This window comes from Cohnella cellulosilytica, from assembly GCF_042431195.1.
Taxonomy (GTDB): domain Bacteria; phylum Bacillota; class Bacilli; order Paenibacillales; family Paenibacillaceae; genus Cohnella; species Cohnella cellulosilytica.
The window spans coordinates 293,926-319,204 of the sequence record NZ_JBHMDN010000016.1 but is presented as its reverse complement, the minus strand read 5'-3'; the positions used below and the strand labels follow the sequence as shown (position 1 = coordinate 319,204).

Here is a 25,279-nt window from a genome sequence, read left to right as displayed (position 1 = left end):
GGCGTCCGAATTGTCCGGTTACTTGGCAGGGGAAGTTGCTCCTTGGAACGTAAACAGCGCATCCAGCCGTGCGGCGAGCTCTTCGTCCGGGAGTACCCGGCGATGCGTGTTCTCCAGGTAAATGTACTTCTCCGTCTCGGGCATCAAATATTGCTTGTACCATTGGAAGAAGTCCGGGCTGTCGCCGTGCAGACGTATCCATCGGACGACCGTCTCGACGCTCTGGACCGTGCTGGCCACGTTCGTCAAGTAGTCCGCCGAATAGAAGCTCTCCCATTTGCCGTGCTCTGCCCGCCGCAGCTCGGCAAGCCCTTCGCGATAGGCGGCAAGCGAGCGCGCCGCGTACACGAACGCCGCCGGAGCGTCCCCTTCCCGGAACGCGCGATACGCCCGGCATAGGGAGTAGAGACCGCGGCAGCCGGAAGTGTGCAGGCGAATATGGAACAGCCAGTGATCCTCGAATCTCGTCTTCTCGGCTTCCTTCATGCGGCCCAGCGTCTCGGCCGCCCGCGCCCCAAGCGGCGTCCAAACCGGAATCGCCTGCTCGCACAGACGCTCGAAATGTTCGACCTGCCGGTCGAAGCCAGCTTCCCCGGCCGCCCACAGCAAGCCCTCGTCCGGCTTTGCCGCCTCCCCGCGGAGCCAGTGGCCGACGATCCGGCGCGCCGGATGGTGGTAGAACTCGTCACCGGCCTTGTCGTCTTCGTGCGGGCCGTAGCGAATCGTCGGCTCCGCATAATCGGCGAGCAAGCGCTCGATTGCCCCGCGCTGTGCCTCCGATTGCGGAAACAGCCTTGCGACGAACCGCTTCCTGTGCTCCTCGACGCCGGGCGCGCCGGAGCCCCACAGCTCCGCAATCAGATCAAGCGTATAGAGATGCTGGCGGATATTGCCGCTGTTGATCAGCCAATAATCGCCGGCCCCTGTCTCCAAAGCCGCTTCAAGCTCGTCCCGGATCAGCCCGGCGGGCGACGGAAACAAGGTCAGATGATTGGAAGCCTGAAGATCGTGGAACGTCACATGGTAGTAGATGCCGTGCGCCTCTCCTTCCTTCGGAGCCGGCAGCGCCGGCACCCGGAGATTGACGTTGCCGTGGCGGCGGGACACCATCTTGCCGTAGCCGTTGTCCGCCCAGACGAGAATGACGCCCTCGGGCACCTGAATGTGGCCCTGCTTGTACAATTCGGCGATTTCGCCGTACATCGCCATGCAGCATACGGGGTCGGCGACTTGCTCCCGGATCATCTCGTATTGCTTGCGGACGGCAAGCCCGATCAGATTGCCCCGCTTGTGCGGCGTGTCGAACGACGGGTCGTTCTCCCAGAAAGGCGTGTCTCCTTGACCGCGAAACGACAGCACCCAGACGACGTTCCGATCCTTCTGCTTCTCGATCGCTTCCTCCCACAGCTTCTCGAACAGCCGAGGGTGCTCATGATAGCTTGCCTTAAAGCCTTCATAGGCGCGTAGGAACATTTCCGCCCCGAGCGGCTCCGCATGGTGATGCGTCATCCACAGTCCCATCTCGGAGGCAAGCTCGGCATGGATGCCCGACTTCGGCAGATCGGTGCCCGGAATGACCATATTGCCCCCGCAGCGCAGCAGCGCCTCGAACACAGGCTGCCATACCTCCGCCGTCGGCGGATAGGTCGGCTTCCAGCCGATCAGGCACACCTCGTCGTTCACGAACCAGCCTCGGAAGCGCGTCCTCGGCCGCTTGGAGAAGTAATCGCTGGCGGGCACCTCGATAATGTCCCTGGCTTGCGGCGGCAGATCCGCCCAGAACCAGAACGGGTCAACCCCCAGCACATGACGGCTGAAGTGCAGAATGCCGTAGACCAAGCCAAGATCGTCGCGGCCGACAATCTCCACGCTGCAGTCATCCGCTATGCGTATCGTATATGCTTCCGCCCATTCCGGACATGCATCGCCGCCTGCCGCATAGCGAATACGGACGAGCGTTCTGCCTTCAGACGCGACACTCCCCGTCGTTGCGGGAGCTTGAAATACAGTCTCGTGATCGCGATATAGCATCCGGAGTGCATGCCGCACAGCGCTCTTCAGGTGATCGGGCTGACAATAGGTTGTCTTCGCGTCAATTATAGGCATAAACTTTTTCTCCCCTGTCCATCGTTAAGCGATCTTACCCTCTCCATTATAGGAAATAGGATAGACGCTCTTATGGGGGGAATGAACGCAGATCTTTCAGTATGTAACGAGCTTGGCTGAATGTCCGGCTCTCAGACTTAGACGGGTTTATCCCCGATGAGTTCTCTTCCTGATCCAAGTAATCGCCAGCAATATTAATGGGAAAATAAGCCCGTACAGCAATTCATATTCGAATAAATAGCGCCGATCCCACTCGATGTTCTCAACGACGTTCTCGTTCGACAAGGCTAAGCCGGCGACGATGACCGCGAGCGGAACGGCCACCCACGTTCTATCCCTCAATCCGAACAACTGGCATATGCCGCTGACCGCCCCGTGAAACGCAATCGTAATTTTCAAGAGGATGGCGGCCAATAAGAGGACCGTAACCGACGCTTCCAAATTTTCGATGAGCGGGCCGATCCGGCGGCCGATGAAGCCGCTCGGCCAGCTTGTCCGCCAATGCCTGCGGTTGAATATCCGATAACGCCTCCATGACGCACCTCCGATTGTCCCGAATTCGTATTGGTTATCAGTGGCAGGAGTTCCGGCTAATACGGATAGAGCGGCTGACCTTTCTCGATTAACGAGCAGGATAGTGTGATGCTTCAATTGATTTCTTAAAAGCATCACAGAATTGTAGTAATACCTCCTCCTGCCTATCCTAATTTGATATAATAAAATTAATATACGTCCCTCGTGCCTCCGGGACCAGGTTCGCAGGTCGGCATTGATACGTTGCTCGGAAAGGAATCGTTGATTCGGTATCCCAATCCTGGAGGAGGAAAAGTATTCAGTGAGCCAAGCAACGCTGGAATTGATTCTTGATGAGTTGCGGAATTTCAGGTCGGAAGTCAATCAAGAGTTTGAGGCAGTCAGGTCGGAGATTGGGACAGTTAGGTCGGAGTTCCGTCAAGAGATTGAGACAGTTAGGTCGGATTTTAAAGCGGAGATTCAGAGTATCAAGAAGGATCAGCAAACCATATTAACCCGGCTGAACAGCCACGAGAAAATGTATGCCCAGTTGATCGGCATGGTCAAATCTGTCAAAGAAACGGTAGTGGACATCGCGAACCGGCAAGATACCTTGGAGCGGAAGTTCACGTTTCAGTTCAACACGCACGCTGCAAGCATCGAGGTTCTCAATCGCGAACAGTTAATGATAAAGACAGAAGTCGAAATGTTGAAAAACCCCTATTAAACGCAACCGGCAAAATCCGCTCAGGGATTTTGCCGGTTGTTTGTTTATGTTGCCGTCTGTAGGAAACTGCCGCTCCTTTGAGTTCCATCCATCAGAACGTCCACTTGCGCAGGGTCTGCCAGCTTCTACTGACGCAGATTCTCCGGAAAAATGGCGGAAAGGTCGATGGCCAGGCAGGGGACAGTCGGCGAGGTTAGCGTATCTCCTTCCGACAACGTCGCTGCCAGTTCGTAACGGCCCTCCTGCAGAACGAATTGATCGACGGTCCGATAGATCGGATCGGCAAGCCAATACTCCTTGACGCCGAACTGCTCGTACAGCGCTTTTTTAACCTTTTTATCATGACGGCCCGTGCTCTCGGACAGAATCTCTACCAGCAAATCCGGCACACCGAAGACGAATCCGTCGTGGATCATATCCAGCCGCTCGCTCGCAATGTAGATGACGTCGGGCTGCACGATATTGTTTTCGTCGAAATGCACATCCATCGGCGCCAGCAGAATCTCTCCCTCTTGGCTGCATGCGCTATGGAACGCCAGATAGAAATTCGTCAGCATTTTCTGATGCGCGTACTTAGGCGAGGACAGGAAATCATAACGCACCCCTCCGATGATTTCGTAGCGCTCTTCAATCAGCGAGTAGGATTCCTCCTGTTCCTTTACTTTCCCATCCCTAGGACGTGCCGGGGGCTTCGAACGATTCATCGCCGCATCACTCCATCTTGATCTCGGCAAACGAAAACACCCCGCAAAGAAACACTTGGCCGTGTTCGACTTTGCGGGGTGCTTCCCTGCCGTTTATTTTCCCTTAGTATGGACAATCCAAGCGGGATCTGTCAAGCAGTCTTGTTTGTGGTTTGGCCGGCTCTTCTGCCTTCCAGAAACCTATGCGATCTCGGACGATCCATTCAGCCTTTAACACTTGCTATATCCGCAATTGGTGCAGGTTTTGCAGCCTTCCGCGTTCAGCAGCGAGGCCGAGCCGCAGGACGGACACAGATCCTTCGAAGTATAGACGGTTTGCGGCTTTTCGAGGGCGACGTCGTCGGGGGAAGCAGCCGGAGCCGTCGACTCGGAAGCGGCGGCCTGCTCGTGCCCGGAGTGTTCGGACGAAAGTCCGGCATGCGCCTCCAACGCTTGAGCGACGGCGTCGGCGATCGATTCGACGCGGTTCGGACCGAAGCCGACAGCGCCTGAGCCGCCGATGCCTTTCAAGTGCTTGACCAGCAATTGAACCTTGTCGCCGTGATCCCCGTAACGCAGGAACAACGAGCAGACGCGGCCGAGCGCTTCCGCCATCGCAAACACGTCGGAACCGGCTTTCCCCACGTTCAGGAAAATCTCTCCCGGCGTGCCGTCCATGTCGTTAACCGTAATATAGGCCATGCCGAACGGCGTGTTGTATTTGTAGGTCGCGCCGTGAAGAATTTTCGGCCGACTCTTGTACCGCTTGTCGAACACTTGTCTTTGCTGCGGCGTGACGTTTGCGTTCAGCGCGGTGTCCAGAGCCGCAGTGGAACCTGAATCAGCAGCCACCGAACTTGAAGCGGCCGCTATCGGATTCGGGCCGGCCGCCGGAGCCGTCTCCGCTTCTTCCTTTTTCTCGTCCTTCATCGTGCTCAGCACCTGCACATCCCGGCTGCCGTCGCGATAGATCGTGACGCCCTTGCAGCCGAGTTCGAACGCCAGCTCATACAGCTCGGCCGTCTCCTCGACCGTAAAGTCCGCAGGACAGTTCGCCGTCTTCGAGATCGAGCTGTCCACCCAGCGCTGAATGGCCGCCTGGACGCGGATGTGATCCTTGGCCGACAAGTCCATCGCCGTGACGAACCATTCCGGAAGCTCTTCCCCCGGATGAGCATCCTTCCACTCCTGAGCGATCGGGACAAGCTGCTTGTCGAAGCCCAGTCGGCTCTGCCGATAAAATTCAAAAGCGAAGTACGGCTCGATACCGGTAGACGTGCCGACCATCGTGCCCGTAGATCCGGTCGGAGCCTGCGTAATGACGGTGACGTTGCGCATCCCCCGCTTGGTTACCGCTTCGCCCACTTCCGGGAACGCCTCCGCCATATTTTTCATAAATCCGCTTTGCAGAAACTTCTCCGCCTCGAACGCCGGGAACGAGCCTTTCTCCGCGGCAATCTCCGTGGAAGCCAGATACGCTTCGCGAGCTATGAATCCGTACAGCTTATCGAGAAAATCCAAGCTTTCCGGACTGCCGTAACGGATTTCCAGCCGGATCATCAGTTCGGCGAGTCCCATCGTGCCCAGGCCGATACGCCGCTCGTTCTGCTGGTTTTTCTCATTTTCCGGAAAATGGTATGGCGTCTTGTCGATCACGTTGTCCAGAAAACGGGTCGAGTAACGAACGACCTTGGACAGTTCATCCCAGGCGACATCGCGCTTCTCTTCGTCGTAGAATCTGGACAGATTAACCGCGGACAAGTTACAGACTCCCCACGCAGGCAGGCCTTGTTCGCCACACGGATTCGTACAAATAATCGGATTAAAGTACCAGCTATTGGACATCTGATTGTAGTATTCCATGAACACGACGCCGGGTTCGGCTGATTTCCAAGCGCTCTCGATGATCGTGTTCCATACGTCGCGGGCGCGGACCGTTCGGTAATGCACGACTTTTTTGCCGCGCTGCTTCCATTTGTCCAGATCGCCGTCCCAGAGATCGTCGTATTCAGGGTCGGCCGAATCCGGGAACATGAGCTCCCAATCCGCGTCTTCCTTGACCGCCTTCATGAACGCGTTGCTTACGCAGACGGACAGGTTGGCGTTGGTCACCTGCCCCATCGTCTGCTTCACGGTAATGAAGTCTTCGACGTCCGGGTGCCAATCGTTGATCATCATCATTAAGGCGCCCCTTCGGCTTCCCCCCTGCTCAATCAAGCCCGTCGTGTAGCTGAACAGCCCGCCCCAGGACACCGCGCCGCTGGAGGTGCCGTTTACGCCCTTGACGATTGAGCGGCGAGGGCGAAGCGAGCTCAGGTTGATGCCGACACCGCCGCCTCGGGCCATAATCTCGGTCATCTCCGTTAACGTCCGCATAATGCCGCCGCGGCTGTCGTGCGGGGAAGGGATCACATAGCAATTAAACAGCGTCAGCTCCTCGCTGGCCCCCGCCCCCGCCGCGATCCGCCCCCCGGGAACGAGCTTCCAGTCGTCGAGCAGCCAGCGAAACTTCTCCTCCCAAGTTTTCCGCTTCTCCGGCGTATCCTCGACGGACGCCATCGCGTTCGCGAGCCGATCCCACATCTCCTCCGGCGTCTTCTCGATCGTCAGCGTCAGCTTCTCGATCGACGATTCGACCCGTTCGCCGCTCCGAAGCTTGACGGTCACCTCGTTCCCGCTGCGCGCCACGACCTCCCCGACGTCCTTGGAGGGAAATTTCGGATCGTCCTTCGTCAGCACGAGCACGACGTCGCCTTCCTTGGTCTCTCCCGTGTCCGCGTTTTTCCAGGCATACCGATCGAGAAATATTTTCTCGCTCAGCCCTTCGAGACGCCTTTCCTGCATCATTGACATTGCCATCAACTCCCGTTAAACGTAGTAGACAGGGCACAATCCATGTGCAATCGAAAAGGAACGAAAAATCAGCGTTATATGTAAATTGTACAACATATTGTGCTCTCCCGCCATTATACTCTCCCATATGTTGTATTTCTATAGACTTTGCGCCCATAAAATTTACCGCCCCGGCCAGACATTTATCCCGCGACAAAAGAGCCATCCCGGACGAGGCGAATGCCGGCCGGGATGACTCCGATAACGGGTTTGTTCGTACGGCGCAACGACTCTATTCCAACCTTTTTACGCCCGCGCCTCTCTTGATTTCTTTTACTTCGACGACTGCAGCTCCTCGACATAGGTTTCGTAGGCTTCGAACAGCTTGGCCAGTGAGGCGCGGATCGTCTCGGCATCCTTCGACTCCGCCGCCTTCGCCAATTCGATCCGTCCTTGCAGCACAGCCCCCGAAGCGGGCGACGGCGCCGCAAGCGTTACGCTTTGCGCTTTATCGGCGATCGCATGCCCCGCGTCGACAAGCTTGGTGATCTCGGGAACGGCGGAGACGCTCCCGGCCGCATCGGTCGATGCCGTGAATTTCGGCACGGGGACGCCCGGAACCGGAATCGCTTCCGCCGTGCCGATGTCCTTAACGTCGAACACGACGTTACCTTCGACGGCCTCAAGCGCGATCGCCCCGGCTCCCGTTGCCTTGACGCTGCCGGCCAGGCTCGTCCAGTCTCCATCAAACGGAACGGCTTCGACGATCCCGAGCGGGCTTGCACCCTCGGCTGGCTGCAGGCCATCTGCGACCGCCTCCGCTTGCTCCAGTTTAATGCTGATCGCGACCGGCTTCACCGTGGCTTGCAGCGAATCGTACTTCGCCAGCAAGCTCTCCCACGCCTCGACCGTATCCGGCGCGTACTGCTTGGCCAGCTCCAGCGGATCCTGCAGCTTGATCGCCGAAGCTCCCGCGAGCGGTATCGCTTTAACCGAACTCGCGACGGTAAGAACCGGCGCGGCGTGCGAAGCGGAATCGGGTGCGGCATTCGCCGCAACGGGGCCGGCAATCGCCGACAGCATCAGCGCGGACAGGGCGACTCTCGGGACAATGCGTTTTTTTCTGCTGTTCATCGTAGAACACGCTCCTTGGATTTGAATTTGTTTTACAAGTACGAGTGTACCTGCCGACTGTGGCAGGACGTTGGTGAAATTGTGGAAAAACGATGGCACCGGCCGCAAGCGAAAAACCGGTTGCTATAATGAAGTAACGAAAGGGGATCAAAATCATGGAAGATTATTTTATCGCCGTCGTAGACGACGACCTGCATATTCGCAATCTCGTAGAGGCTTATTTGGCCAAAGAAAACTTCCGGACGATCGGACTTTCCTCCGCCGAGGAAGCATGGACGCTCTGGCGCGACAATCCGCCCGACCTGTGGGTGCTCGACATCATGCTGCCCGGGATGGACGGCTACGAGCTGTGCCGCCGCATCCGGGAGGAAGGCGACGTGCCTATCGTCATCATCTCCGCCAAAGACGGCGAAGTCGACAAAATCATGGGGCTGGAGCTGGGCAGCGACGATTACCTGGTCAAGCCGTTCAGTCCCCGGGAGCTGGTCGCGCGGGTGAAAAGGCTTCTACAGCGCTGGTACAAGCCGCGCCGGACGGAACGATCCGAGGAAACGGCCTCCGCTCAGCCGGTCGTCGGCATCGGGCCGCTGCAGCTGCTGCCGGAAGAACGGCGCGCTTTCTGGGACAAGCAGGAGATCGATCTGACCTTCAAGGAATTTGCGCTGCTGCAGGTGTTCGCGGAGCATCCCAACCGCGCCTTCGCGCGCGAGGAGCTGCTCGTGCTCGTCTGGGGAGACGATTACTTCGGCAGCGACCGCGCAGTCGATCATCTGATCAAGCGCCTGCGCAAAAAAATCGAGCAGTTGCCCGTGGAAGCGGTATGGGGACACGGATATCGCCTGCGGACGGAAGGAGGAGGGGAAGCGTCATGAAGCTGGTTCATCAGATCAATCTGGCGTTCGGCCTGCTGCTCGTCGTTATTCTCGGCGCGACCGCGGTCATGATCCACTATGTGCTGCTCGACCATCTGATCGTCGCCCAGAAGAACGAAATGAAAACGCTCGGAGCCAGCGTGGCAACCACCCTGCGAACGCAAGCCGCGCCCCTGGGCATTGCCGGCGCAATCGAGGATATCCCCACCCTTGAGGCGTCGCCCGTCCAGCTTACGGCGGGAGTGCAAGCCATCGTCGCGGACGAGAACGGCAACGTCCTCTCGCGAACGCTTCCGCTCCAGCCCGTCCTGACGGCGGGCGGCACCGTGATCCCCGTTCCCGAGGGCCAGGAGGAAACGTTGTCGTTCAGCCCCGAGAACCTGCAGGCGCTGCAGTCCGGCCAGGACGGCCGCTATATCGTCGAAGTCAGCGCGGTCCCGCAAGGCACGCTGACGCTCGTAACGCCGATGAGCAAAGTCAGCGAGCTCGAACAGGCGCTGTTCGGCCGGCTGCTCGTCGTGCTGGGCGTTGGCGGTATTCTGGTCCTGCTGCTCAGTCTCGTTATTACAAGGAAGCTGATCCGTCCTCTCATGAAGCTTCGGGAAGAGCTGAAGAAAGTGAAGGAACGCCGGTTCGCCGATGTGCGCAAAATCCCGGCCGGCGGCGAGATCGGAGCGGTCGCGCAAACCGTGTACGAGCTGGCCGGTGAATTGGACCGATACGTCCGCGTACAGAAGCTGTTTGTCCAGAACGCCTCCCACGAGCTGAAAACCCCGCTCATGTCGATCGCCGGCTACGCGGAAGGCATCCGCGACGGCGTATTCGAAGGTGCGGACGTTCGCAAAGGGCTCGACGTCATTCTCGGCGAAAGCGGCCGGCTGAAAAAAATCGTGTCCGAAATGACGCTCCTCGCCAAGCTGGACAGCGAAGAGGACGTTTTCCGCCCCGCGCCCGTCCCCCTGAAGGAATTGCTGGACGATACCGTCGAGCGGATCAACCCGATGCTTGTCGCAAGAGAGCTGAGTCTGCAAGTGGCGTACGAGGAAGCAACGCCCGAACGCCTGACCGTGCGCGCCGATCGGGACAAATTGCTGCAGGCGCTGCTCAACGTCGTCGCGAACGCCGCCCGACACGCCCGCCGCTCGATCGAACTGCGCGTCGGCACGGACCAGGATCAAGTCGTAATCGCAATCTCCGACGACGGAGGAGGCATACCGGAAGAGCTGCTGCCCCATCTGTTCCATCGGTTCGTCAAAGGAAAGGACGGCGAGAACGGCCTCGGATTGGCCATATCGAGAGCGATCGTCGAACGCTGCGGCGGACGCATAGAAGCCGGCAACCGGGACGAAGGCGGAGCCGTATTTTCTTTCCGTCTTCCCTCGCCGACACCGAGCGGATAATCGCTTCCCGGCCTTCCCGAACGTCCGGCCACGCATTCCGCTCTCTCCCCGTTTCGAATCCCTCCCGGTTGCCCATACTAGAACATGGAATACTTGCGAGATCGCCGAGGAGGAATGCCGATTGAATACCTCTGTTCCACCCGATGCCGCCCCCCGCCCGCTTCATCCGCTCGTCGACATGTACGTCGACCGGTATGCTTTCGAGGAGCTGGAGCGGCGGGCCGAACGCAACGGCCCTTGGGACGATTGGTCGCTGTACCAGCTCGCGCTGGAGGCGGAGGAAGCGAACCTCGTCACCGACTTCCACGCGCTGCGGTGCCTGTCGCTGCTGCCGCATTTCGAACCGATGCCTCACCAGATCGACACCGCCCGCCGCGTACTGCACGAGATGCGGGGTCGCGCGATTCTCGCCGACGAGGTCGGACTGGGCAAGACGATCGAGGCCGGCTTGATCCTTAAGGAATATCTGATCCGCGGCCTCGTGAGGAAAGCGCTCGTGCTCGTGCCCGCCTCCCTCGTGCTCCAATGGGTGCGCGAGCTGAACGGCAAGTTCGACATTCCCGCCGTGGCGCAGCGCAAAGCCTATTCGTGGGACAACGACATCGTCGTCGCCTCCATGGATACCGCCAAGCGCGACCCGCACCGGCAGACGCTGCTGGACGGCGAATACGATCTGATCATCGTCGACGAGGCCCACAAGCTGAAGAACAAACGCACGGGCAACTATCAATTCATCAACGAGCTGCGGAAAAAATATTGCCTGCTGCTCACCGCCACGCCGGTCCAGAACGACCTGTCGGAGCTGTACAACCTCATCACCCTGCTGAAGCCGGGACAGCTCGGAGGCGAGGGCGACTTCGCGACCAACTTCGTGGCCGACCGCCGTGTGCCTAAGAACGAATCCATGCTGCAGGAGGCGCTGGGCCAGGTCATGATCCGCAACCGCCGCAGCGACGGGGGCGTCGAGTTCACGAAACGGGTCGTCACCAACGTTCCGCTGCGCCTGTCCGCGGAAGAGATGGCGCTCTATGAAGGCGTGACCGATTACGTGCGCAAGCACGCGGCTTCCGAGAACGGAGACATGGCCAGCATGCTGTCGCTGGTTACCCTGCAGCGGGAAGTGTGCTCCAGCCGCGATGCCGTGTTCCTGACGCTGATCAATCTGTTCAAGAAGACGTCCGAGGATTCCCCGCTTCGCGCCCGCATCTGGGAGCTGGTCGAGCTGATCAAGCGCATCAAGTCGAACACGAAGGCCGAGAAGACGATGGAGCTTGTCCGCAGCCTGGACGACAAGGCGATCATCTTCACCGAATATCGGGCGACGCAGGAATATTTGCTGAAATATTTCAAAGAGCACGACCTGATCGCCGTTCCCTATCGGGGCGGGATGAACCGCGGCAAGAAGGATTGGATGATGGAGCTGTTCCGCAGGCGCGCGCAGGTGATGGTCGCGACCGAAGCAGGCGGAGAAGGCATCAACCTGCAGTTCTGCCACCACGTCATCAACTTCGACCTGCCGTGGAATCCGATGCGCGTCGAGCAGCGGATCGGCCGGGTTCATCGGCTCGGCCAGACGGAGGACGTGCAGATTTTCAACCTGTGCACGCTCGGCACGATCGAAGAGCATATCGTCCACCTGCTGCACGAGAAGATCAACATGTTCGAGCTGGTCATCGGGGAGCTGGACGAAATCATTCAGCAGTTCGAGAAGGAAGATTCGTTGGAGCGCCGCCTGGCCCAGCTTGTTCTGGAAACCGAGGACGGCGAGGAGCTGCGCAAAAAGATCGACGGACTCGGGGATACGCTGCTCGAGACGAAAAAACGAAGGCAACTGGAGAACGCGACATGAACACGAAACAGATCCAGCGCTTTGTCGTCTCCTATCTGGAGTCGAAAAACTGCCAATTTATCGAGAAGGCCCCCGCCGGAGTGACGGTGAAGCTGTCTCCGGACGCCGACCGGGCGCTGTCCAACCGTCCGTATTACTGGAGCTTCGTCGACCGGACCGGGACGCCTCCCGAGACGATGACCTATCGCTGGTCGTTCGACAATCCGGCGATGTCCGACCGCATGAACGCTTCGCCGGTGTCTTACGTCATGACCGAATCCGGCCGCATCATCCAGGAGGACGTCTATTTCGGCTCCAGACGGCTGCACCAGCTGTTCGACGTCGTGCAGCAGGACGGACGCTGCGTCACCTTGTTCGAGGAGCCCCCCCGCGGCCGGCTCGACCCGCTCGCCTCCCAACCCTATACCGCCTGGCTGGGGGCGAACTTCAAAGTCGGCTACGAATGCGACATGAAACGGGAAGAGCTGTACCAGTGGGGCATCTCGCTCGCCACCGGCGTCATCGACGAGAGGTTCATGGACAAGCTGAAGGACCGCAGAATGACGCCCCGGCTTCCGTCCAACGTCCATCTGCTCAAAAACGGTTTTTCCCTGAGAAAAGGAATGACCCAGCTCGAAGCGGCGCTCGAACGCAAGCTGCGCGCCGCCGACTTCTCCTGGGCTGTCGAGGCCGAAGCGCGAAGACAGGACGAGTTGGAGAGAATTCGGCAATATTATGTTCCCATGCTGGAGCATATGAATCATCCCGACCAGCGGGAGCAGAAGGAAGCCGTCACCGCCAGATTCGAGCAGCGTGAGGCGGAAATCGACTGGCAGTACAGGCCGCGCGTGAACGTGACCGTGCTGAATTGCGGCATTTTCCACCTTCCGGGCATCGATTAAGCGGCCAAACGCCGCCAATCGGCAAAAATAGAACCGCCGCGCCCGGCGCATCCCGACACGTTCCAACACCTTCGGCGCCGCCCGTCGGCTACAATGAAGAACGACAAGCGGCGCCAAGCCGGATTCCAACGAAATTGCGGGGGATACGAATGATAAGTTCAATGGACCGAGCCGGCCGTCGGCGCAGGACAAGCCTGAGATTCGCGGCGACGGTGGCGATAGCGGCCCTGCTCTGGTCGAGCGCGGCCGTGCGGCCGGCAGCCGCGGAACTCGCCGCAGGCGGAGCCGGCGCCGAGCCGCAATCCAAGCTGGAGCGCCAGGTCGAAAGCTGGGTCGCGGCGCTGTCCAAGCAGAAGCCGTTCCAGGACTGGCAGGGCGCCGATCCGCACATTGCGGCGCTCGGTCCAGGCACGCACAGCTGGCTGGTGCTGTTCACCAAAGAAGGACAAGATATCGGCTACATGGTTGTGCACGCGGTCGTCGACGGTTCCTTCCAGCTTGGCGAATACGGAACGGGCCCTTACTCCCTGTTTTCCATGCAGCAGCTCAAGCGCTCGCTGGTCTACAGCGGGCTGATTTCCGCGGAGGAGGTCGGCCTGATCACCGCCTCCAAGCGCTATGCGCATCCCTTCGCCGCCGCCTGGGAGGTGCGGATCGGGGAGCAGACCTACTGGCTGGATGCCAAGACGGCCGAGCAGCTTCCGGTAGACGCGGCGCAATGGGCTTCCCTGACCGGCGGCGGAGACCGCCCGCTTCCCGCCGGACAAGCCGCCGCTTCCCGCGTCGACGCCCTGCGGCTGAACGAGCTGTTCGACGCTTACGAGAAGCTGCCCTGGCTCACCAAAGAGACGCCATTCCCTGCGGAAGACGTCCGGAAGCTGCAGAAGCGCCTCGATGAGGGCAAGCATCTGCGATATGTAGCGGAGCCCTTCGGGGACGCGATGCTGTACGCGGCTCCGGTTATCGGCTATCAGCGCTGGGCGGATGGCCGCATCGACCTTGCCCTGGATATGGCGGGAACGCGCTTTATCCCTCTTGACGCCCTGCTGGCAAACGGACTTTTTTATCGTTAATTTCTCGCCGAATCCATCGAACGCGCCTCCGGGCGCGTTTTGCTTTTTCGGTCCGACCGGCTTGCCCACCAGACCATCAGCCCCATCGGTGCCACGCCGAACCATCTGGTCAGCCACGGCTCTTTCCCGTGCGTCTCCCGCTTCTCCTCTTCCCTCGGACGTTCCATGTAGGTGACCACCCGCTCCGTCACGTATTTTAAATATTCCGTTCCGTCCATCGCCGCTCTCCTCCTTGTTCTAAAGCATGAGTACCGGATGTCCGGCTAGTTCAAGATTCGATGTCTAATCCGCTTCCCGTTCCCCTTCGCGATCAAAACCGGAACTTCTTGAACATCCTCTTCCTAGCATGCCCGCTTTGGGAAGCGCTCAACCGTCCTGCATGGCGAACGGCAATTTGTGTCACGCTATAGAGCGGATAAGCTTTGCCACGAGAACGGAGGAGATTTCCTTGTTATTAGCCATTCGAATCGTTATGATCGCTTGCGGCTTAATGTGGATGGTCGAACAATCCGCGGCCGGCGCGGCCGGCGAACCGCCAAGCTTTAAGCGCGCGCTGCCGGGCGCCGACGTGCTGATTGACGCAGGCCACGGCGGCATCGACGGCGGGACGCATTGGAACGGCATTCTGGAGAAGGACATCAATCTGGCCATCTCCAGAAAGCTCTATTTGCTTCTGCGCGCCAGAGGGCTTAAGGTCGTCTTGAATCGGACCGGCGATTACGCGCTGAGCGACGACAACCGCTGGCACCTGACGCGTTCGCGCCATCGCCGGGATCTGTCGCAGCGGCTCGGCCTCTCCGGCGAGGTCGGAGCGTCCCTGTACGTAAGCATCCACGTCAACTGGTCTCCGAAAAGGGCAAACCGGGGCCCGCTCGTCATTCATCAGCACGAAGGGCGCAGCGCCATGCTGGCCATGTTCATTCAGGACAGCCTGAACCGTCAGCAGAAGCGGTTCAGGCTGCCGCAGGCGGCGAGCCAATACTACCTGCTGAATCAGGTTCAGGCGCCGAGCGTCATCGTCGAGACGGCTTTTCTGAGCGATCCGGGAGACCGGGCGATGCTTACCTCTCTCCCCGGGCAAAATCGCATCGCCGCGGCCATCGCCAGCGGCATTATCACCTATCGGTTATGCAGCCCGTGAGCGGTGAAAGGCTCCGGAGAAGGCAGCAGGGCGGTGAGCGGCACGAACGCCGCCTTGCCTTTCAGCTCCGGAATCGCGTCGCGCAGCGCGTCCGAAGTCGACAAGCCGGGCATTCCGACATGGCCGATGACGATGCAGCTCTTGTTTTTGTCGAGCACCTTTTTCACTATCCCGATTTGCTTCAGCACATGATGCCGCGTATAGACGTCATCGAGAAAAACGTCGTTATGCAGCGTCTCGACTCCGAGCTCTTTGGCAACCTCCGGCACAACCGTCCGATAAGACGTTCGGCTGTCGAGAAAGAGCAGCCCCTTCTCCTTGCATACCTGGAGCACCACCTTCATGACGCGTTTGTCGGCGGTCGCTTTCGAGCCCATGTGATTGTTCATCCCGATCGCATGCGGCACATCGGCGATTGCCGCCTCCACGCGCTTGCGGATTTCGTCGTCGCTTAAGTCCGTCGTGATCGCTCCGGGACCGAGCCAGCTCCGCTTGCCCCGTACCGGCTCCATCGGCAGATGCACGATAACGTCATGTCCGAGCCGGTAAGCCTCCTCCGCGTCCTTCTTGGTCGTCGGCAGGAAGGGCATAACGGCGACGGTCAGCTTGATCGGCAATTTCAGCATTTGCTCCGTGCCCTTCATGCCGTTGCCGAAGTCGTCGATCACGACGGCAATCCGGCTCTGCGCGGCTGGCTCGTTCACCGGAATATTCGCATGGACATGGGCATGCGCATGCGGCAAACCCGGCGACAGCGCGAGCCAAACCGACAGAATACCGGCGGCGACGGCGTTAAATCGATTGCGTTGAGTCATCCTTTTTTCCTCCTACAAGCTGTAATCGACATCAGGCTCTAACAGTATTCTCGGATTGGAAAAATTTATGTGCCGCCTCATTGAGCATAAGAAAAACGCCTTACGGCGTTTTTCCGGACAACGTATGGGTTATTCGAAAAGGGGGCTTTGCGGGCTGCGTTTCTGTTATTGGACCAGTCGGGTTGGGTGGGGCCGTTGGGTGGGGCCGTTGAATGAAGCCGTCTGTTGTCGCTCGCCAATTTTATATGAAATTTCATACAAAATTCATCCGTATACGTCTATTTGCGGTCACTTTGTATGATTTATCGCACAAATCTGCCGCCCCGACCGCTTCAATGCCATATTTTGTATGAGAAATCATACAAAAACGGACGCGTCGGCCAAACCAAAAAGGCTCGCCCTGTGTCAGGCAAGCCTCCTTGGTCGAATACCGATTAACGCGCGTCTTCGCGGCTCCGGCTGCGCATGCCCGCCAAGCCGAACAGGCCGAGCAAACCGAGCCAGCCCCAGCTGAAGCCCGTTCTGGTCGTCGTTTCCATTCTTCTGACGGTGTTGTTCGCCCGCGTCGTCATATTCGTCGTCGCATTGTGCGGACGATACGCGTTCATGCGCGTCGAATCGTACGTTCCGTTGGTTCCGTACATGCCGTTGCCGTAAACGCCGTTGGGTGCATATGTGCCGTTGGCGCCGTTGGTGTTATAAGTGCCATTCGTGCTATAAGTGCCGAAGTTTCCGTTGTTCGTGCGGTCTAAGGTCGTTCCGTACGTTCTCGTCGGAGTCGCTCCGCTTATCATGTCTCCTGCGGTTCCCGTAGTCCCTGCCGCGTGCGCCGATGCAGGAATGACGCTCGCCAACGCGATGCATGTGCCAAGAGCCAAACTAGCCGCCGTTTTATTCAAACCAAAACCCCTCCTTAAGCAATTTGATTGCCCTATTAAGGTGTCCGCGGCGGGTCAAAATATGCGATGAGGATCGGCGGGTCCCCATCCAGAAGGAGGAAAGACGGGCGAAAGTCCGACGGAGCCCAGGAGGAACGGCCGGGCATGTGCTTGCGCCTGTTTTTGCCAAGATGGGTGAATGTACGGACCGTATGCGAGCCTTGACATAAGCTACATACGTGACGATCGTCATAATCAAACCGCAAGGTGGTGATAGATATGGGATATCCTGTTGCAGGTGATGTTTGCGGTCCTAAAGGCGGAGTTGCGGGAGCCGCGGCTTTCGCACTTGTACTCTTCGTCCTCTTGGTAATCATCTTGCGCGCCGGCTGGTGCTAACCGAGGAGAACCATCGCTTCCGCCGTCTCGGCGCCGCTCGCGGCCTGCCGGGGCGGCGGGCTTTGTCCATGATTCGGAAAGTATATCCTTATGAATCGGCTCCGGCAAAAACGCGTTCATCGTCCTAAGGACGCCGCAGGCGTTGTTGCTTGCTCCTAGCCCTCCTTCGAGGCCAGCCACCGCAAGGAATCGGCGTAGCGCTTCGGAGACAGTCCTTCCGTTTTTTTGAACAGCTTGCTGAAGTAGTACATATCTCCGATTCCGACCTTCTCGGCAATCGCTTCGATCGTGTGGGCGTTTTCCCTGAGCAGACGTTTGGCTTCCCCGATGCGGATTCCCGTCAAATATTGGGGCACCGTCAGCCCGGTCGCTTGCTTAAACAGCGTTCCGAAATATTTGGGGGACAGGCTCGCCCGCGCGGCCAGCAGCTTCAGATCGATCGCGGACGCAAAATTTTCCTTCATATATTGGATCGCCCCCAGCATCATATCGGCATGGGAGTGGCTGACCCGAATGCCTTCCTCGGTCGTCAGCTCGCCGTGAATAAGGCCGATCAGCTTCAGCATCGACGCCTTGAGCCAGATTTGCGCGTCCGCCCTTCTCTCCTCGAATGCGCGGCACAGCTCCTTAAACGCGTCGAAAAAATCGTGAACCCGGGCAGGCGTCATCCGCTCCGGAATGTTCATGTCTATCAGCTCGGCATCGGGGCGCGCATGGAGCCAGCTCGCATCCGGCGCTCCCTCCTCCGCTCTGTTCCCCAAATAAACGACGTACGGGGAAAACTCCGCCGCCTCGCCCAGGAAGACGTAATCGAAGTGCACGGCGAAGCAATGCAGCGGCTCGCTCTCCGACACAAACATTTCATTGGCCATGCGCGGCCGAATATACAGCAGATCCCCGGGCCCCATCGGGTACATTCTGTCCTCGATGCGCAGAGTGCCCGCGCCCTTCACGACGTAAATAAACTCGTGATCGTAAATGTAACGCTCCGGATTGATTGCGCCCACAGCGATGATCACCTCGTGCACGAAACGAACGTACGGAGAGATCGTCCGGTAATCCACGCGCGTCGACAAAGCCGTCTTCGCCTCCTCCCCATTTTCGACCAAAACGCTTTTCGCCTATTATAACATCCCGCAACCCCATGATTTATAAAGAATAAGGCGATTCGACTTTTTTACAAAAAATACGGATTTCTCTCCATCCTCACCTCCGGGTTTCGGCTGTAGGATAGAAGCATATCACCGCCAAGGAGGAACGTTCCATGACAACGCCAATTACGCAAGATCATATCGATTTCTATCGTGAGAACGGTTTCGTAAAAGTAGACAATATGCTGAACGCGGAAGAGCTGGAGCTGCTGAGGGAATATTTGGAGGAAGCGATGCAGACGACGGGCGACCGCTCGGTGCAGACGGACAAGCAAGGCGGGCTCTACTATCGCGTTCTTAACCAAAAAGTCAATACGTGGCGGGATCATGCCGGAATGGGCAAGTTCAGCTTCCACGAACGGTTCGCCCAATCCGCGCTGCAGCTTACGGGAGCCGACAAAATCCGCTTCTTCCACGACCACGGTCTATGGAAAATGCCGAACGACTCCAAGCCGACGCCCTGGCACCAGGATACGCCGTACTGGCCGATCAACGAAGCCGAGCAGGGCATGCTGTCGATCTGGATCGCGCTGGACGACGTGAACGAGAAAAACGGCTGCATGGCCTTCATCCCGAAGTCGCACAAGCTGGGCAAGCTGCACGGCATCGATTTCCTCGATCCGCAGAACATTTTCGACTACGTCGAGGGCGGACAGCTGGACGACCGCAAGCCCGTCGTCGTGCCGTTGAAAGCCGGAAGCTGTACGTTCCATAACGGCTTGACGTTCCATTACGCCCATGCCAACGAAACCGACCGCCCGCGCCGGGCGCTGGCGATCATCTATATGCCGGACGACATTACATTCAGCGGCGCGAACCACACGATCACGAGCGGGTTGAACCTGGAGAAGGGCGACGTGCTCAAGGGGCCGCTGTTCCCCGTATTGGCCGTGCGGGGCGATAGCTGATCGGCCTCTGCCGGACAAAGGGCTGTCCCATAAGTAAACCAAAGCTGCTTTGAAAGATAATCGATGAATAAAGTGCAAGGGGTATGTATCTCCTTCCGCTGCTATACGCTCCTGAAATGGGATTAGATAAACCCGTGACAATGTGATTTCAGGAGCGTATGAGGCAGACTCCAGGAGAGAGATGTCCTTCTTTTTTCATCGATCGTCTTGTACGCTCACTATTTATAGGACAGCCCCTTCTTCGTCTATCGATTACCTAAGCAACTCTGCAGCAACCTCCGCTTTGTCTATCGCTCGCCCCAAGCCCGGCGTTAATCCTCGCTTATCTTCCGCCCTCTTTCGTCAAAATATCGGCCATCTCGCGGTAGCCGCGGCTCTTGGCATGCTGCAGCGGCGTCACGCCGTCGTTGTCGGCCAGATTGACGTCGGCTCCGTGCTTGACGAGCAGACGGACAATCTCCCGATGATCGGAACCTCCGTCACCGAGAATGACGGCTTCCAGCAAGGCGGTCCAGCCCAGGTTATTGACATGATCGACGTCTACGTCGGAATGCTCCAGCAGCTCGCGAACGATCTCGACATGCCCTCGGTCGGCCGCCGGAATAAGCGCGGTTCCCCCGAAGCGATTCGTAATTGTCGTATCGGCGCCTGCGGCAAGGGCGAGCTTCAGGAAGTCCAGCTTGCCCTCCGCCCCCGAATACAGCAGCGGGTTGTCCAGACGGTCGTCCCTGATGTCGATGTCGGCCCCTCTGTCTGCCAGCAGCTTAAACAAATCGAGCCGGTCGTTAAGCACCGCGATCATGGCGGCGGTGCGTCCCCGGCCGTCGACGGCGTTGAGATCCGCGCCCTGCTCCAGCAGCCGTTCGACGGCCTTGCGGTCCCCTTGGTCAGCGGCTTGCAGCAAATCCCGGTTTAACTTATCCATCTCTTGATTCCCCTCAATCGTCGTATTCCGTTCCCCGCCGCTCGGCAGAATATCCGTCCGCGCTTCGCAGCCGGCGATAATCGCCGCCAGAATGACCCATCCCAATTTTTGCAGCAACGCTGTCGCTCCCTTCCCCTGCGGCTTCACCCCGTTGTTCCGAAGGCCGTTTCGGATTCCGCTTCGGACGCGGAAGGAGACGACCTGCCGTCGATCCGTCTGACCAGAACGATACTGCCCGCCAGCAGCACCGACGCGCCGAACAGGTAGGGCAGGCCAAGATCGATGTCGAACAGAATGCCGGCCAGCAGCGGACCGAATATCGTTCCGAGACTCGTGTAGGCGTTATTCATCCCCGCCACGAAGCCCTGATCCTCTCCGGCCGCCTTGGACAGCAGCGTATTCATCGTCGGCCGCAAAATGTTGTTGAACGTAAAAAACAGCATCGTAACGAACATCACGTAAAAATAATTGCCCGACACGAGCAGGCACGCGAGCGAGACGGCCGACAGCGCAAGCATGGCGCCGATCACCTTCTTCTCCCCAAACCGCCGGCTGATCCGGTCGGTCAGCACGATTTGATTAAATGTGCCGATCAAGGAGCACAGCGTCAGCAGGACGGCGATCTCGCCGGTGCCGAAGCCGTACGCTTGGACGACATAGAGCGGAAAAATCGCCTCGAAGTGCGTCAGCCCGAAGGTCATCGTGAACACGATCAGCAGCAGAATGAAGTAGCGGGACCGAACGGAAAGCGCAATTTGACGAAACAGATTCGTCTTCGACTGCTGCGTCCGCAAGCGCAGCTTCCGGACTTCCGGCTTGAGCGATTCGGGCAGCAGCCACAGGCTGCACAGCATCGCCAGCACGCCTACGATCGCGGAAGCATGGAACGGCGCCTTAAGCCCCCATTCGGCCAGCAGACCGCCGACTCCCGGTCCGATGATAAAGCCCGACGTCATCGCCGCGCCCGACCAGGACATCGCTTTGCCCCGCTGGTCGTCCGTCGTAATGTCGGCGGCATAGGCGATGATGGCCGGGATTAAAGCGGCGGAGCCCATTCCGCCGATCAGCCTGGAGACCAACAGCAAGGAGAGATCCCAGGACAGAGCGGCCAGCAGATGGGAGGCCGAGAACAGAATCAGTCCGGCAATGATAAGCGGCTTGCGGCCGTAACGATCGGCCAGATTGCCCGCGATCGGCGAGAACAGAAACTGCGTCAGGCCAAAGCAGGATACGAGATACCCCGCGGCCTGTCCTCCGGCCCGGAACTGCTCGAGCAGCTCCGGCAGGATCGGAATGACGAGTCCCATGCTTAAATTCGCGAGAAACATATTGATCAGCAGCAGCGGAAAAGCCGATTTGATGCGCATGAACGATCTCCTTTACAGCTGGAAAACAGGAAGGAAGAAACCCGCAAGCGGCCCTTCTTTTCTTCCCTACAAGTATGCTAACATGAGATTCGGTATATGAAAAATATAAATAAAATTGGTTTCGCTTAGCTTTTCCCTATAGAAGGAGGTTCGACGGACTTGGACATGCGGCAGTTGAGGTATTTTATCGCAATCGTCGAGGAAGGCAAAATCTCCGCCGCCGCCGAGCGGCTTCATATGTCGCAGCCGCCGCTTAGCCAGCACTTGAAAGCGCTGGAGGAGGAGCTTGGCACGACGTTGGTCGAGAGGAGCGGCAAGCCGTTCGAAGTCACGGAAGCCGGAAAAACCTTGTACAAGTACGCCTTGCAAATGGTTGCGCTCATGGAAGAAGCGAAGACGGAAGCAAAGGAAGTCGGGAACGGGGCGAGCGGCAAATTGAACATTGGCGTCAACACGTTTTCCGCCGCGGGATTGTCCGATCTGCTGCGGGCCTTTGGGAGCCGCTACCCTAAGGTCGCCTATAAAATCCAGCAGAACGAGTCCGCCTACCTATGCCAGCTGGTGCGGGACCGGGCCATCGAATTGGCGATTATTCGCCTGCCGCTGGAGCTGTCTTCCTTCGCCGTGCTCCATCTTCGCAGCGAGCCCTTCTATTTTATTTCGTCGGCGAAAGAGGAGCGGATGACGGACGAAGTGTCGCTGGCCGATCTTCATGCCTCCCCGCTCGTGCTGCCGAGCACCGAGGGACTGGGCGTGCATTATTTGATTTTGGAGGCGTTCTCCCGCTCCCGCCTGTCCCCTCGTCTGATGGGCGAGTGCTCCGACATCGCGCTGCTGCTGGAGCTGGTATCATCCGGCTTCTGCTCGTCGATTGTTCCGGAGACGGTGCTGAAGAAGCATCACGGCTATCCGATCCACGCCAGCAAAGTGACGCCGGACACCGAGCTCGCTTCGCCGGTCGGTTTAATCTGGCTCAAACAGCACCGCCTGTCCCAGGCCGCGCAAAACTTCGTCGATCTCGTCAAATCCGGCCTGTAAGATGCAAAAAAACCTGCCGAACCGCGGCGAGGCGGCAGGCAGGTTGGCTATCGCCGGTTCTATAACGGCTTTACCCGATGCTTGGCGGCTTGCGCCGCTTAAGAAACGGCTTTACCCGTTTTCTTGCAGGTTTTGCTGCCGTTTTTACAGGTTTGGTACACGCCCATGAAATCGAGCCGATGATCGGTGACCTTGAAGCCGTACTCGTTGGCGACCCGCTGCTCCAGCTCCACCAGCCAGTCGTCCTGAATTTCCTCCAACGCTCCGCATACTCTGCAGACGAGATGGTGATGCATATGATCGTGCCCCTCCTGACGGAGGTCGAAGCGGGCGACGCCGTCTCCGAAGTTCATTTTCTGCACGATGTGCAATTCAGCGAGCAGCTCCAAAGTCCGGTATACCGTAGCCAAGCCGATCTCCGGAAACTTCTGTCGCACCAGCATGAACACATCTTCGGCGCTTAAATGGTCTTTCTCGTTCTCCAGCAGCACCTTCAGAGTAATCTCGCGTTGCGGCGTCAGCTTATATCCGTTCACGGTCAACTGCCGGTTGATCTTGTCGATTTGCTCCACGATATCCATCCTATGGACACCTCCGCTTCATTAGAGTCGATTATATTGTCACCTTCCCATCATAGCGAAATCGGGCGAAAAAATCAAAAAAATCGCCAGCATATCCCATAAGCGCATTATTATATCCTTATTATTCCTTTCGAAGCGACGATGCGGTCGGCCCCTAAAGTGACGGCAAGAACTTCATATGGTAAAATTCAAACATATCGCGAGTCCGCGTACGACCCGCCGCCAGACCGAACGAAGCAGGTGTGTACCCGTGTGGAAACCCGACCGCCAAAGCCCTCTCCCGCTCTACCTTCAAATCTCCGAGCACCTGCAGGAACGAATCGTCGGCGGGGAATTCCCTCCCGGCAGCCCGCTGCCTTCCGAACGCAAGCTGGCCCGGCTGTTCGGCGTGAATCGCAGCACCGTCGTGCAGGCTTACGCGGAGCTGCGCTCGCACGGCTTCACCGAATCCATCCCGGGAAGCAAAACGATCGTCGGCCCCTTCAAGCACGCTAACGCGGAAATCCGCACGCCCGAATGGCATCGCTATGCGGAGAGCGGGAGCTTTCTGCCCAATTTGCCGTTTCTGCGCCTGATCCGCGAAAATCTTGCCGGAGATCCGTCCATCATTGATTTTGCCAGCGGCAAGCTGTCCGTCGATCTGTCCCCCGACCGGGAGATCGGGCGGATTATGAGAAACCTCCCCTATCCTCCCGCGGAAGGTTACGACGGGGGACAAGGCTTTCTTCCGTTAAGAAAAGCGCTGGCCGAGTTTCTGGAACGGCACAGGAGCATTCGCACGACGGAAGCCTCGGTGCTCATTACGAGCGGCTCCCAGCAATCGCTCTACTTGATTACGCAATGCCTGCTGTCGCCCGGAGACGCGGTGGCGGTCGAGACGCCCTCCTTTACCCGCTCGCTGTCGATGTTCCAATCTGCCGGCCTTCGCCTGTATCGCCTGCCGGTCGACGAGCGGGGCGTGGACCCGGATGCGGTACGAACGCTGCACCGCAACCACCGGATCAAAATGATTTTCGTCAATCCCAATTATCAGAACCCGACCGGAACGGTGCTCGATCCCGGCAGAAGAAGCCGCTTGCTGGAGACGGCAAGCGAGCTGGGCCTCCCGATCGTCGAGGACGACCCTCACAGCCTGACCGCCGACGACGCCCCGCTGCCGCTGAAAGCGGAGGATGCGGCATCGAACACGCTGTATATCGGCTCGTTCTCCAAAATCGCCGCCGCTGGCCTGCGCATCGGCTGGATTGTCGCGCCGCACTCCGTCATCAGCCGGCTGACCGACGCCCGGCGCCAGATGGACCTCGGTTTCAGCGTCATCCCGCAGCAGATCGCGGCACGGTTCATCGGATCGCCGCAGTTCGCCCCTCATATTGAGCGGCTTAGGCAGCAGTTGACATACAAGCGGGATTTGATGGCCGAAGCGTTGGAGAGAGAGCTGCCCGGGCTCGTTTCCTTCTCCCTTCCGGAAGGAGGACTGCATCTGTGGTGCAAAATAAACGCCGCCATGAACGACAGCCGTCTGCTCGACGAAGCGCTCGGACACGGGGTCGCTTTCGTTCCGGGCAGCCTGTACGGGGCCGAAGCCGGTCATATGCGCCTCACCTATGCCCGGCCAAAGGCGGAGGAGATCGACCTGGGCATCGCCCGTCTGGCGGAGGCGATTCGCTCCGTCGCGGAGTAGGCTGGTATAACGGAATCGTTTCAGTTACAGGGAGGTAAGGTAATGGAGAAGGAAAAGTGCGATTTGATCCATCCTAACGGCGTCAAGGAAAAAGAAATGGAAGTGGTAGAGGGTTTGACGATCAAATACCACGCCAACGGAAATACGATCTGGTCGAAAGGAAAAATGGTCAACGATGCTCCGGACGGCTACTGGGAATGGTATCGGACGGACGGAACGTTAAAACGTTCAGGATATTTCGACAAGGGCGAACCCGTCGGCGAATGGATCACCTACGACAACAAGGGAAACAAATACAAAACGACCAATCGCGATAAAAAATAAA

Annotated in this window: 22 protein-coding genes; 11 read left to right on the top strand and 11 right to left on the bottom strand. The window is 58.4% G+C overall.

Going from position 1 to position 25,279, the window contains the following annotated elements:
• Positions 1 to 18 precede the first annotated feature (18 nt).
• Positions 19 to 1,869: a glycosyl hydrolase 115 family protein gene (locus ACFFT4_RS13380; RefSeq protein ID WP_378048353.1), complete on the bottom strand. Its 1,851-nt coding sequence runs from the start codon at positions 1,867 to 1,869 to the stop codon at positions 19 to 21.
• Between the two features lie 1,072 nt (positions 1,870 to 2,941).
• Between ACFFT4_RS13380 and ACFFT4_RS13375 the strand changes: the two genes are divergently transcribed.
• A complete protein-coding gene (locus ACFFT4_RS13375) occupies positions 2,942 to 3,346 on the top strand; it encodes a hypothetical protein (protein WP_378048351.1) in 405 nt (134 codons plus the stop codon).
• Positions 3,347 to 3,471: 125 nt separating this feature from the next.
• On the opposite strand, the gene ACFFT4_RS13370 is transcribed toward ACFFT4_RS13375, so the two are convergent.
• From ACFFT4_RS13370 to ACFFT4_RS13360, 3 genes are all read right to left on the bottom strand, one after another.
• A complete protein-coding gene (locus ACFFT4_RS13370) occupies positions 3,472 to 4,050 on the bottom strand; it encodes a Uma2 family endonuclease (RefSeq protein ID WP_378048349.1) in 579 nt (192 codons plus the stop codon).
• Between the two features lie 210 nt (positions 4,051 to 4,260).
• Positions 4,261 to 6,882, bottom strand: a complete 2,622-nt coding sequence (locus tag ACFFT4_RS13365) for an adenosylcobalamin-dependent ribonucleoside-diphosphate reductase (RefSeq protein WP_378048347.1) — start codon at positions 6,880 to 6,882, stop codon at positions 4,261 to 4,263.
• 312 nt (positions 6,883 to 7,194) lie between these two features.
• Positions 7,195 to 7,995 carry a flagellin family protein gene (locus ACFFT4_RS13360; RefSeq protein WP_378048346.1) on the bottom strand — a complete coding sequence of 267 codons (801 nt, stop codon included), beginning with the start codon at positions 7,993 to 7,995 and terminating at the stop codon, positions 7,195 to 7,197.
• 155 nt (positions 7,996 to 8,150) lie between these two features.
• Here ACFFT4_RS13360 and ACFFT4_RS13355 point away from each other — a divergent pair, with 155 nt between their 5' ends.
• From ACFFT4_RS13355 to ACFFT4_RS13335, 5 genes are all read left to right on the top strand, one after another.
• Positions 8,151 to 8,867 (top strand): response regulator transcription factor, encoded by a 717-nt coding sequence (locus tag ACFFT4_RS13355; protein WP_378048345.1) that lies wholly within the window; start codon positions 8,151 to 8,153, stop codon positions 8,865 to 8,867.
• Complete coding sequence (locus ACFFT4_RS13350; protein ID WP_378048343.1) at positions 8,864 to 10,267, top strand: sensor histidine kinase; 1,404 nt, start codon at positions 8,864 to 8,866, stop codon at positions 10,265 to 10,267. Before ACFFT4_RS13355 ends, ACFFT4_RS13350 begins: the two co-directional genes overlap by 4 nt.
• Positions 10,268 to 10,445: 178 nt before the next feature.
• Entirely contained in the window at positions 10,446 to 12,116 is a 1,671-nt protein-coding gene (locus ACFFT4_RS13345) for a DEAD/DEAH box helicase (protein WP_378048441.1), read from the top strand.
• A complete protein-coding gene (locus ACFFT4_RS13340) occupies positions 12,113 to 12,997 on the top strand; it encodes a YqhG family protein (protein WP_378048341.1) in 885 nt (294 codons plus the stop codon). Before ACFFT4_RS13345 ends, ACFFT4_RS13340 begins: the two co-directional genes overlap by 4 nt.
• Positions 12,998 to 13,146: 149 nt before the next feature.
• Positions 13,147 to 14,070 (top strand): hypothetical protein, encoded by a 924-nt coding sequence (locus ACFFT4_RS13335; RefSeq protein ID WP_378048339.1) that lies wholly within the window; start codon positions 13,147 to 13,149, stop codon positions 14,068 to 14,070.
• On the opposite strand, the gene ACFFT4_RS13330 is transcribed toward ACFFT4_RS13335, so the two are convergent.
• Positions 14,067 to 14,288: a YqzE family protein gene (locus tag ACFFT4_RS13330; protein ID WP_378048337.1), complete on the bottom strand. Its 222-nt coding sequence runs from the start codon at positions 14,286 to 14,288 to the stop codon at positions 14,067 to 14,069. The genes ACFFT4_RS13335 and ACFFT4_RS13330 overlap by 4 nt on opposite strands.
• A 230-nt stretch (positions 14,289 to 14,518) precedes the next feature.
• On the opposite strand from ACFFT4_RS13330, the gene ACFFT4_RS13325 reads away from it, so the two are divergent.
• Positions 14,519 to 15,211 carry an N-acetylmuramoyl-L-alanine amidase family protein gene (locus tag ACFFT4_RS13325; RefSeq protein WP_378048335.1) on the top strand — a complete coding sequence of 231 codons (693 nt, stop codon included), beginning with the start codon at positions 14,519 to 14,521 and terminating at the stop codon, positions 15,209 to 15,211.
• Here ACFFT4_RS13325 and ACFFT4_RS13320 read toward each other — a convergent pair.
• From ACFFT4_RS13320 to ACFFT4_RS13310, 3 genes are all read right to left on the bottom strand, one after another.
• A complete protein-coding gene (locus ACFFT4_RS13320; RefSeq protein WP_378048333.1) occupies positions 15,190 to 16,026 on the bottom strand; it encodes a divergent polysaccharide deacetylase family protein in 837 nt (278 codons plus the stop codon). The genes ACFFT4_RS13325 and ACFFT4_RS13320 overlap by 22 nt on opposite strands.
• A gap of 434 nt (positions 16,027 to 16,460) precedes the next feature.
• Positions 16,461 to 16,925, bottom strand: coding sequence for a WGxxGxxG family protein (locus ACFFT4_RS13315; RefSeq protein ID WP_378048332.1), 465 nt, complete (start codon positions 16,923 to 16,925; stop codon positions 16,461 to 16,463).
• 533 nt (positions 16,926 to 17,458) lie between these two features.
• Positions 17,459 to 18,412 carry a helix-turn-helix domain-containing protein gene (locus ACFFT4_RS13310; protein WP_378048330.1) on the bottom strand — a complete coding sequence of 318 codons (954 nt, stop codon included), beginning with the start codon at positions 18,410 to 18,412 and terminating at the stop codon, positions 17,459 to 17,461.
• A gap of 155 nt (positions 18,413 to 18,567) precedes the next feature.
• Here ACFFT4_RS13310 and ACFFT4_RS13305 point away from each other — a divergent pair, with 155 nt between their 5' ends.
• Positions 18,568 to 19,362, top strand: coding sequence for a phytanoyl-CoA dioxygenase family protein (locus tag ACFFT4_RS13305; RefSeq protein WP_378048328.1), 795 nt, complete (start codon positions 18,568 to 18,570; stop codon positions 19,360 to 19,362).
• A gap of 322 nt (positions 19,363 to 19,684) precedes the next feature.
• Here the strand turns inward: ACFFT4_RS13305 and ACFFT4_RS13300 are convergent, their stop codons facing one another.
• A complete protein-coding gene (locus tag ACFFT4_RS13300) occupies positions 19,685 to 20,401 on the bottom strand; it encodes an ankyrin repeat domain-containing protein (protein ID WP_378048440.1) in 717 nt (238 codons plus the stop codon).
• Between the two features lie 29 nt (positions 20,402 to 20,430).
• Entirely contained in the window at positions 20,431 to 21,654 is a 1,224-nt protein-coding gene (locus ACFFT4_RS13295) for an MFS transporter (RefSeq protein WP_378048326.1), read from the bottom strand.
• Between the two features lie 159 nt (positions 21,655 to 21,813).
• On the opposite strand from ACFFT4_RS13295, the gene ACFFT4_RS13290 reads away from it, so the two are divergent.
• Positions 21,814 to 22,692, top strand: a complete 879-nt coding sequence (locus ACFFT4_RS13290; protein ID WP_378048325.1) for a LysR family transcriptional regulator — start codon at positions 21,814 to 21,816, stop codon at positions 22,690 to 22,692.
• Positions 22,693 to 22,790: 98 nt separating this feature from the next.
• Here ACFFT4_RS13290 and fur read toward each other — a convergent pair whose 3' ends face one another.
• Entirely contained in the window at positions 22,791 to 23,273 is a 483-nt protein-coding gene (fur, locus tag ACFFT4_RS13285; RefSeq protein ID WP_378048323.1) for a ferric iron uptake transcriptional regulator, read from the bottom strand.
• 250 nt (positions 23,274 to 23,523) lie between these two features.
• Between fur and ACFFT4_RS13280 the strand changes: the two genes are divergently transcribed.
• Complete coding sequence (locus ACFFT4_RS13280; protein ID WP_378048321.1) at positions 23,524 to 24,954, top strand: aminotransferase-like domain-containing protein; 1,431 nt, start codon at positions 23,524 to 23,526, stop codon at positions 24,952 to 24,954.
• Between the two features lie 42 nt (positions 24,955 to 24,996).
• Positions 24,997 to 25,278: a toxin-antitoxin system YwqK family antitoxin gene (locus ACFFT4_RS13275; RefSeq protein ID WP_378048319.1), complete on the top strand. Its 282-nt coding sequence runs from the start codon at positions 24,997 to 24,999 to the stop codon at positions 25,276 to 25,278.
• Position 25,279 lies beyond the last annotated feature (1 nt).

What these genes read in the sequence shown, in the direction of transcription:
- ACFFT4_RS13345 (WP_378048441.1), top strand. Translation starts at nt 10,446, where the DNA reads ATGTACGTCGACCGGTATGCTTTCGAGGAGCTGGAGCGGCGGGCCGAA.
- ACFFT4_RS13365 (WP_378048347.1), bottom strand. Translation starts at nt 6,882, where the DNA reads ATGTCAATGATGCAGGAAAGGCGTCTCGAAGGGCTGAGCGAGAAAATA.
- ACFFT4_RS13350 (WP_378048343.1), top strand. Translation starts at nt 8,864, where the DNA reads ATGAAGCTGGTTCATCAGATCAATCTGGCGTTCGGCCTGCTGCTCGTC.
- ACFFT4_RS13355 (WP_378048345.1), top strand. Translation starts at nt 8,151, where the DNA reads ATGGAAGATTATTTTATCGCCGTCGTAGACGACGACCTGCATATTCGC.
- ACFFT4_RS13335 (WP_378048339.1), top strand. Translation starts at nt 13,147, where the DNA reads ATGATAAGTTCAATGGACCGAGCCGGCCGTCGGCGCAGGACAAGCCTG.
- ACFFT4_RS13305 (WP_378048328.1), top strand. Translation starts at nt 18,568, where the DNA reads ATGACAACGCCAATTACGCAAGATCATATCGATTTCTATCGTGAGAAC.
- ACFFT4_RS13360 (WP_378048346.1), bottom strand. Translation starts at nt 7,995, where the DNA reads ATGAACAGCAGAAAAAAACGCATTGTCCCGAGAGTCGCCCTGTCCGCG.
- ACFFT4_RS13330 (WP_378048337.1), bottom strand. Translation starts at nt 14,288, where the DNA reads ATGGACGGAACGGAATATTTAAAATACGTGACGGAGCGGGTGGTCACC.
- ACFFT4_RS13370 (WP_378048349.1), bottom strand. Translation starts at nt 4,050, where the DNA reads ATGAATCGTTCGAAGCCCCCGGCACGTCCTAGGGATGGGAAAGTAAAG.
- ACFFT4_RS13340 (WP_378048341.1), top strand. Translation starts at nt 12,113, where the DNA reads ATGAACACGAAACAGATCCAGCGCTTTGTCGTCTCCTATCTGGAGTCG.
- ACFFT4_RS13320 (WP_378048333.1), bottom strand. Translation starts at nt 16,026, where the DNA reads ATGACTCAACGCAATCGATTTAACGCCGTCGCCGCCGGTATTCTGTCG.
- ACFFT4_RS13275 (WP_378048319.1), top strand. Translation starts at nt 24,997, where the DNA reads ATGGAGAAGGAAAAGTGCGATTTGATCCATCCTAACGGCGTCAAGGAA.
- ACFFT4_RS13295 (WP_378048326.1), bottom strand. Translation starts at nt 21,654, where the DNA reads ATGCGCATCAAATCGGCTTTTCCGCTGCTGCTGATCAATATGTTTCTC.
- fur (WP_378048323.1), bottom strand. Translation starts at nt 23,273, where the DNA reads ATGGATATCGTGGAGCAAATCGACAAGATCAACCGGCAGTTGACCGTG.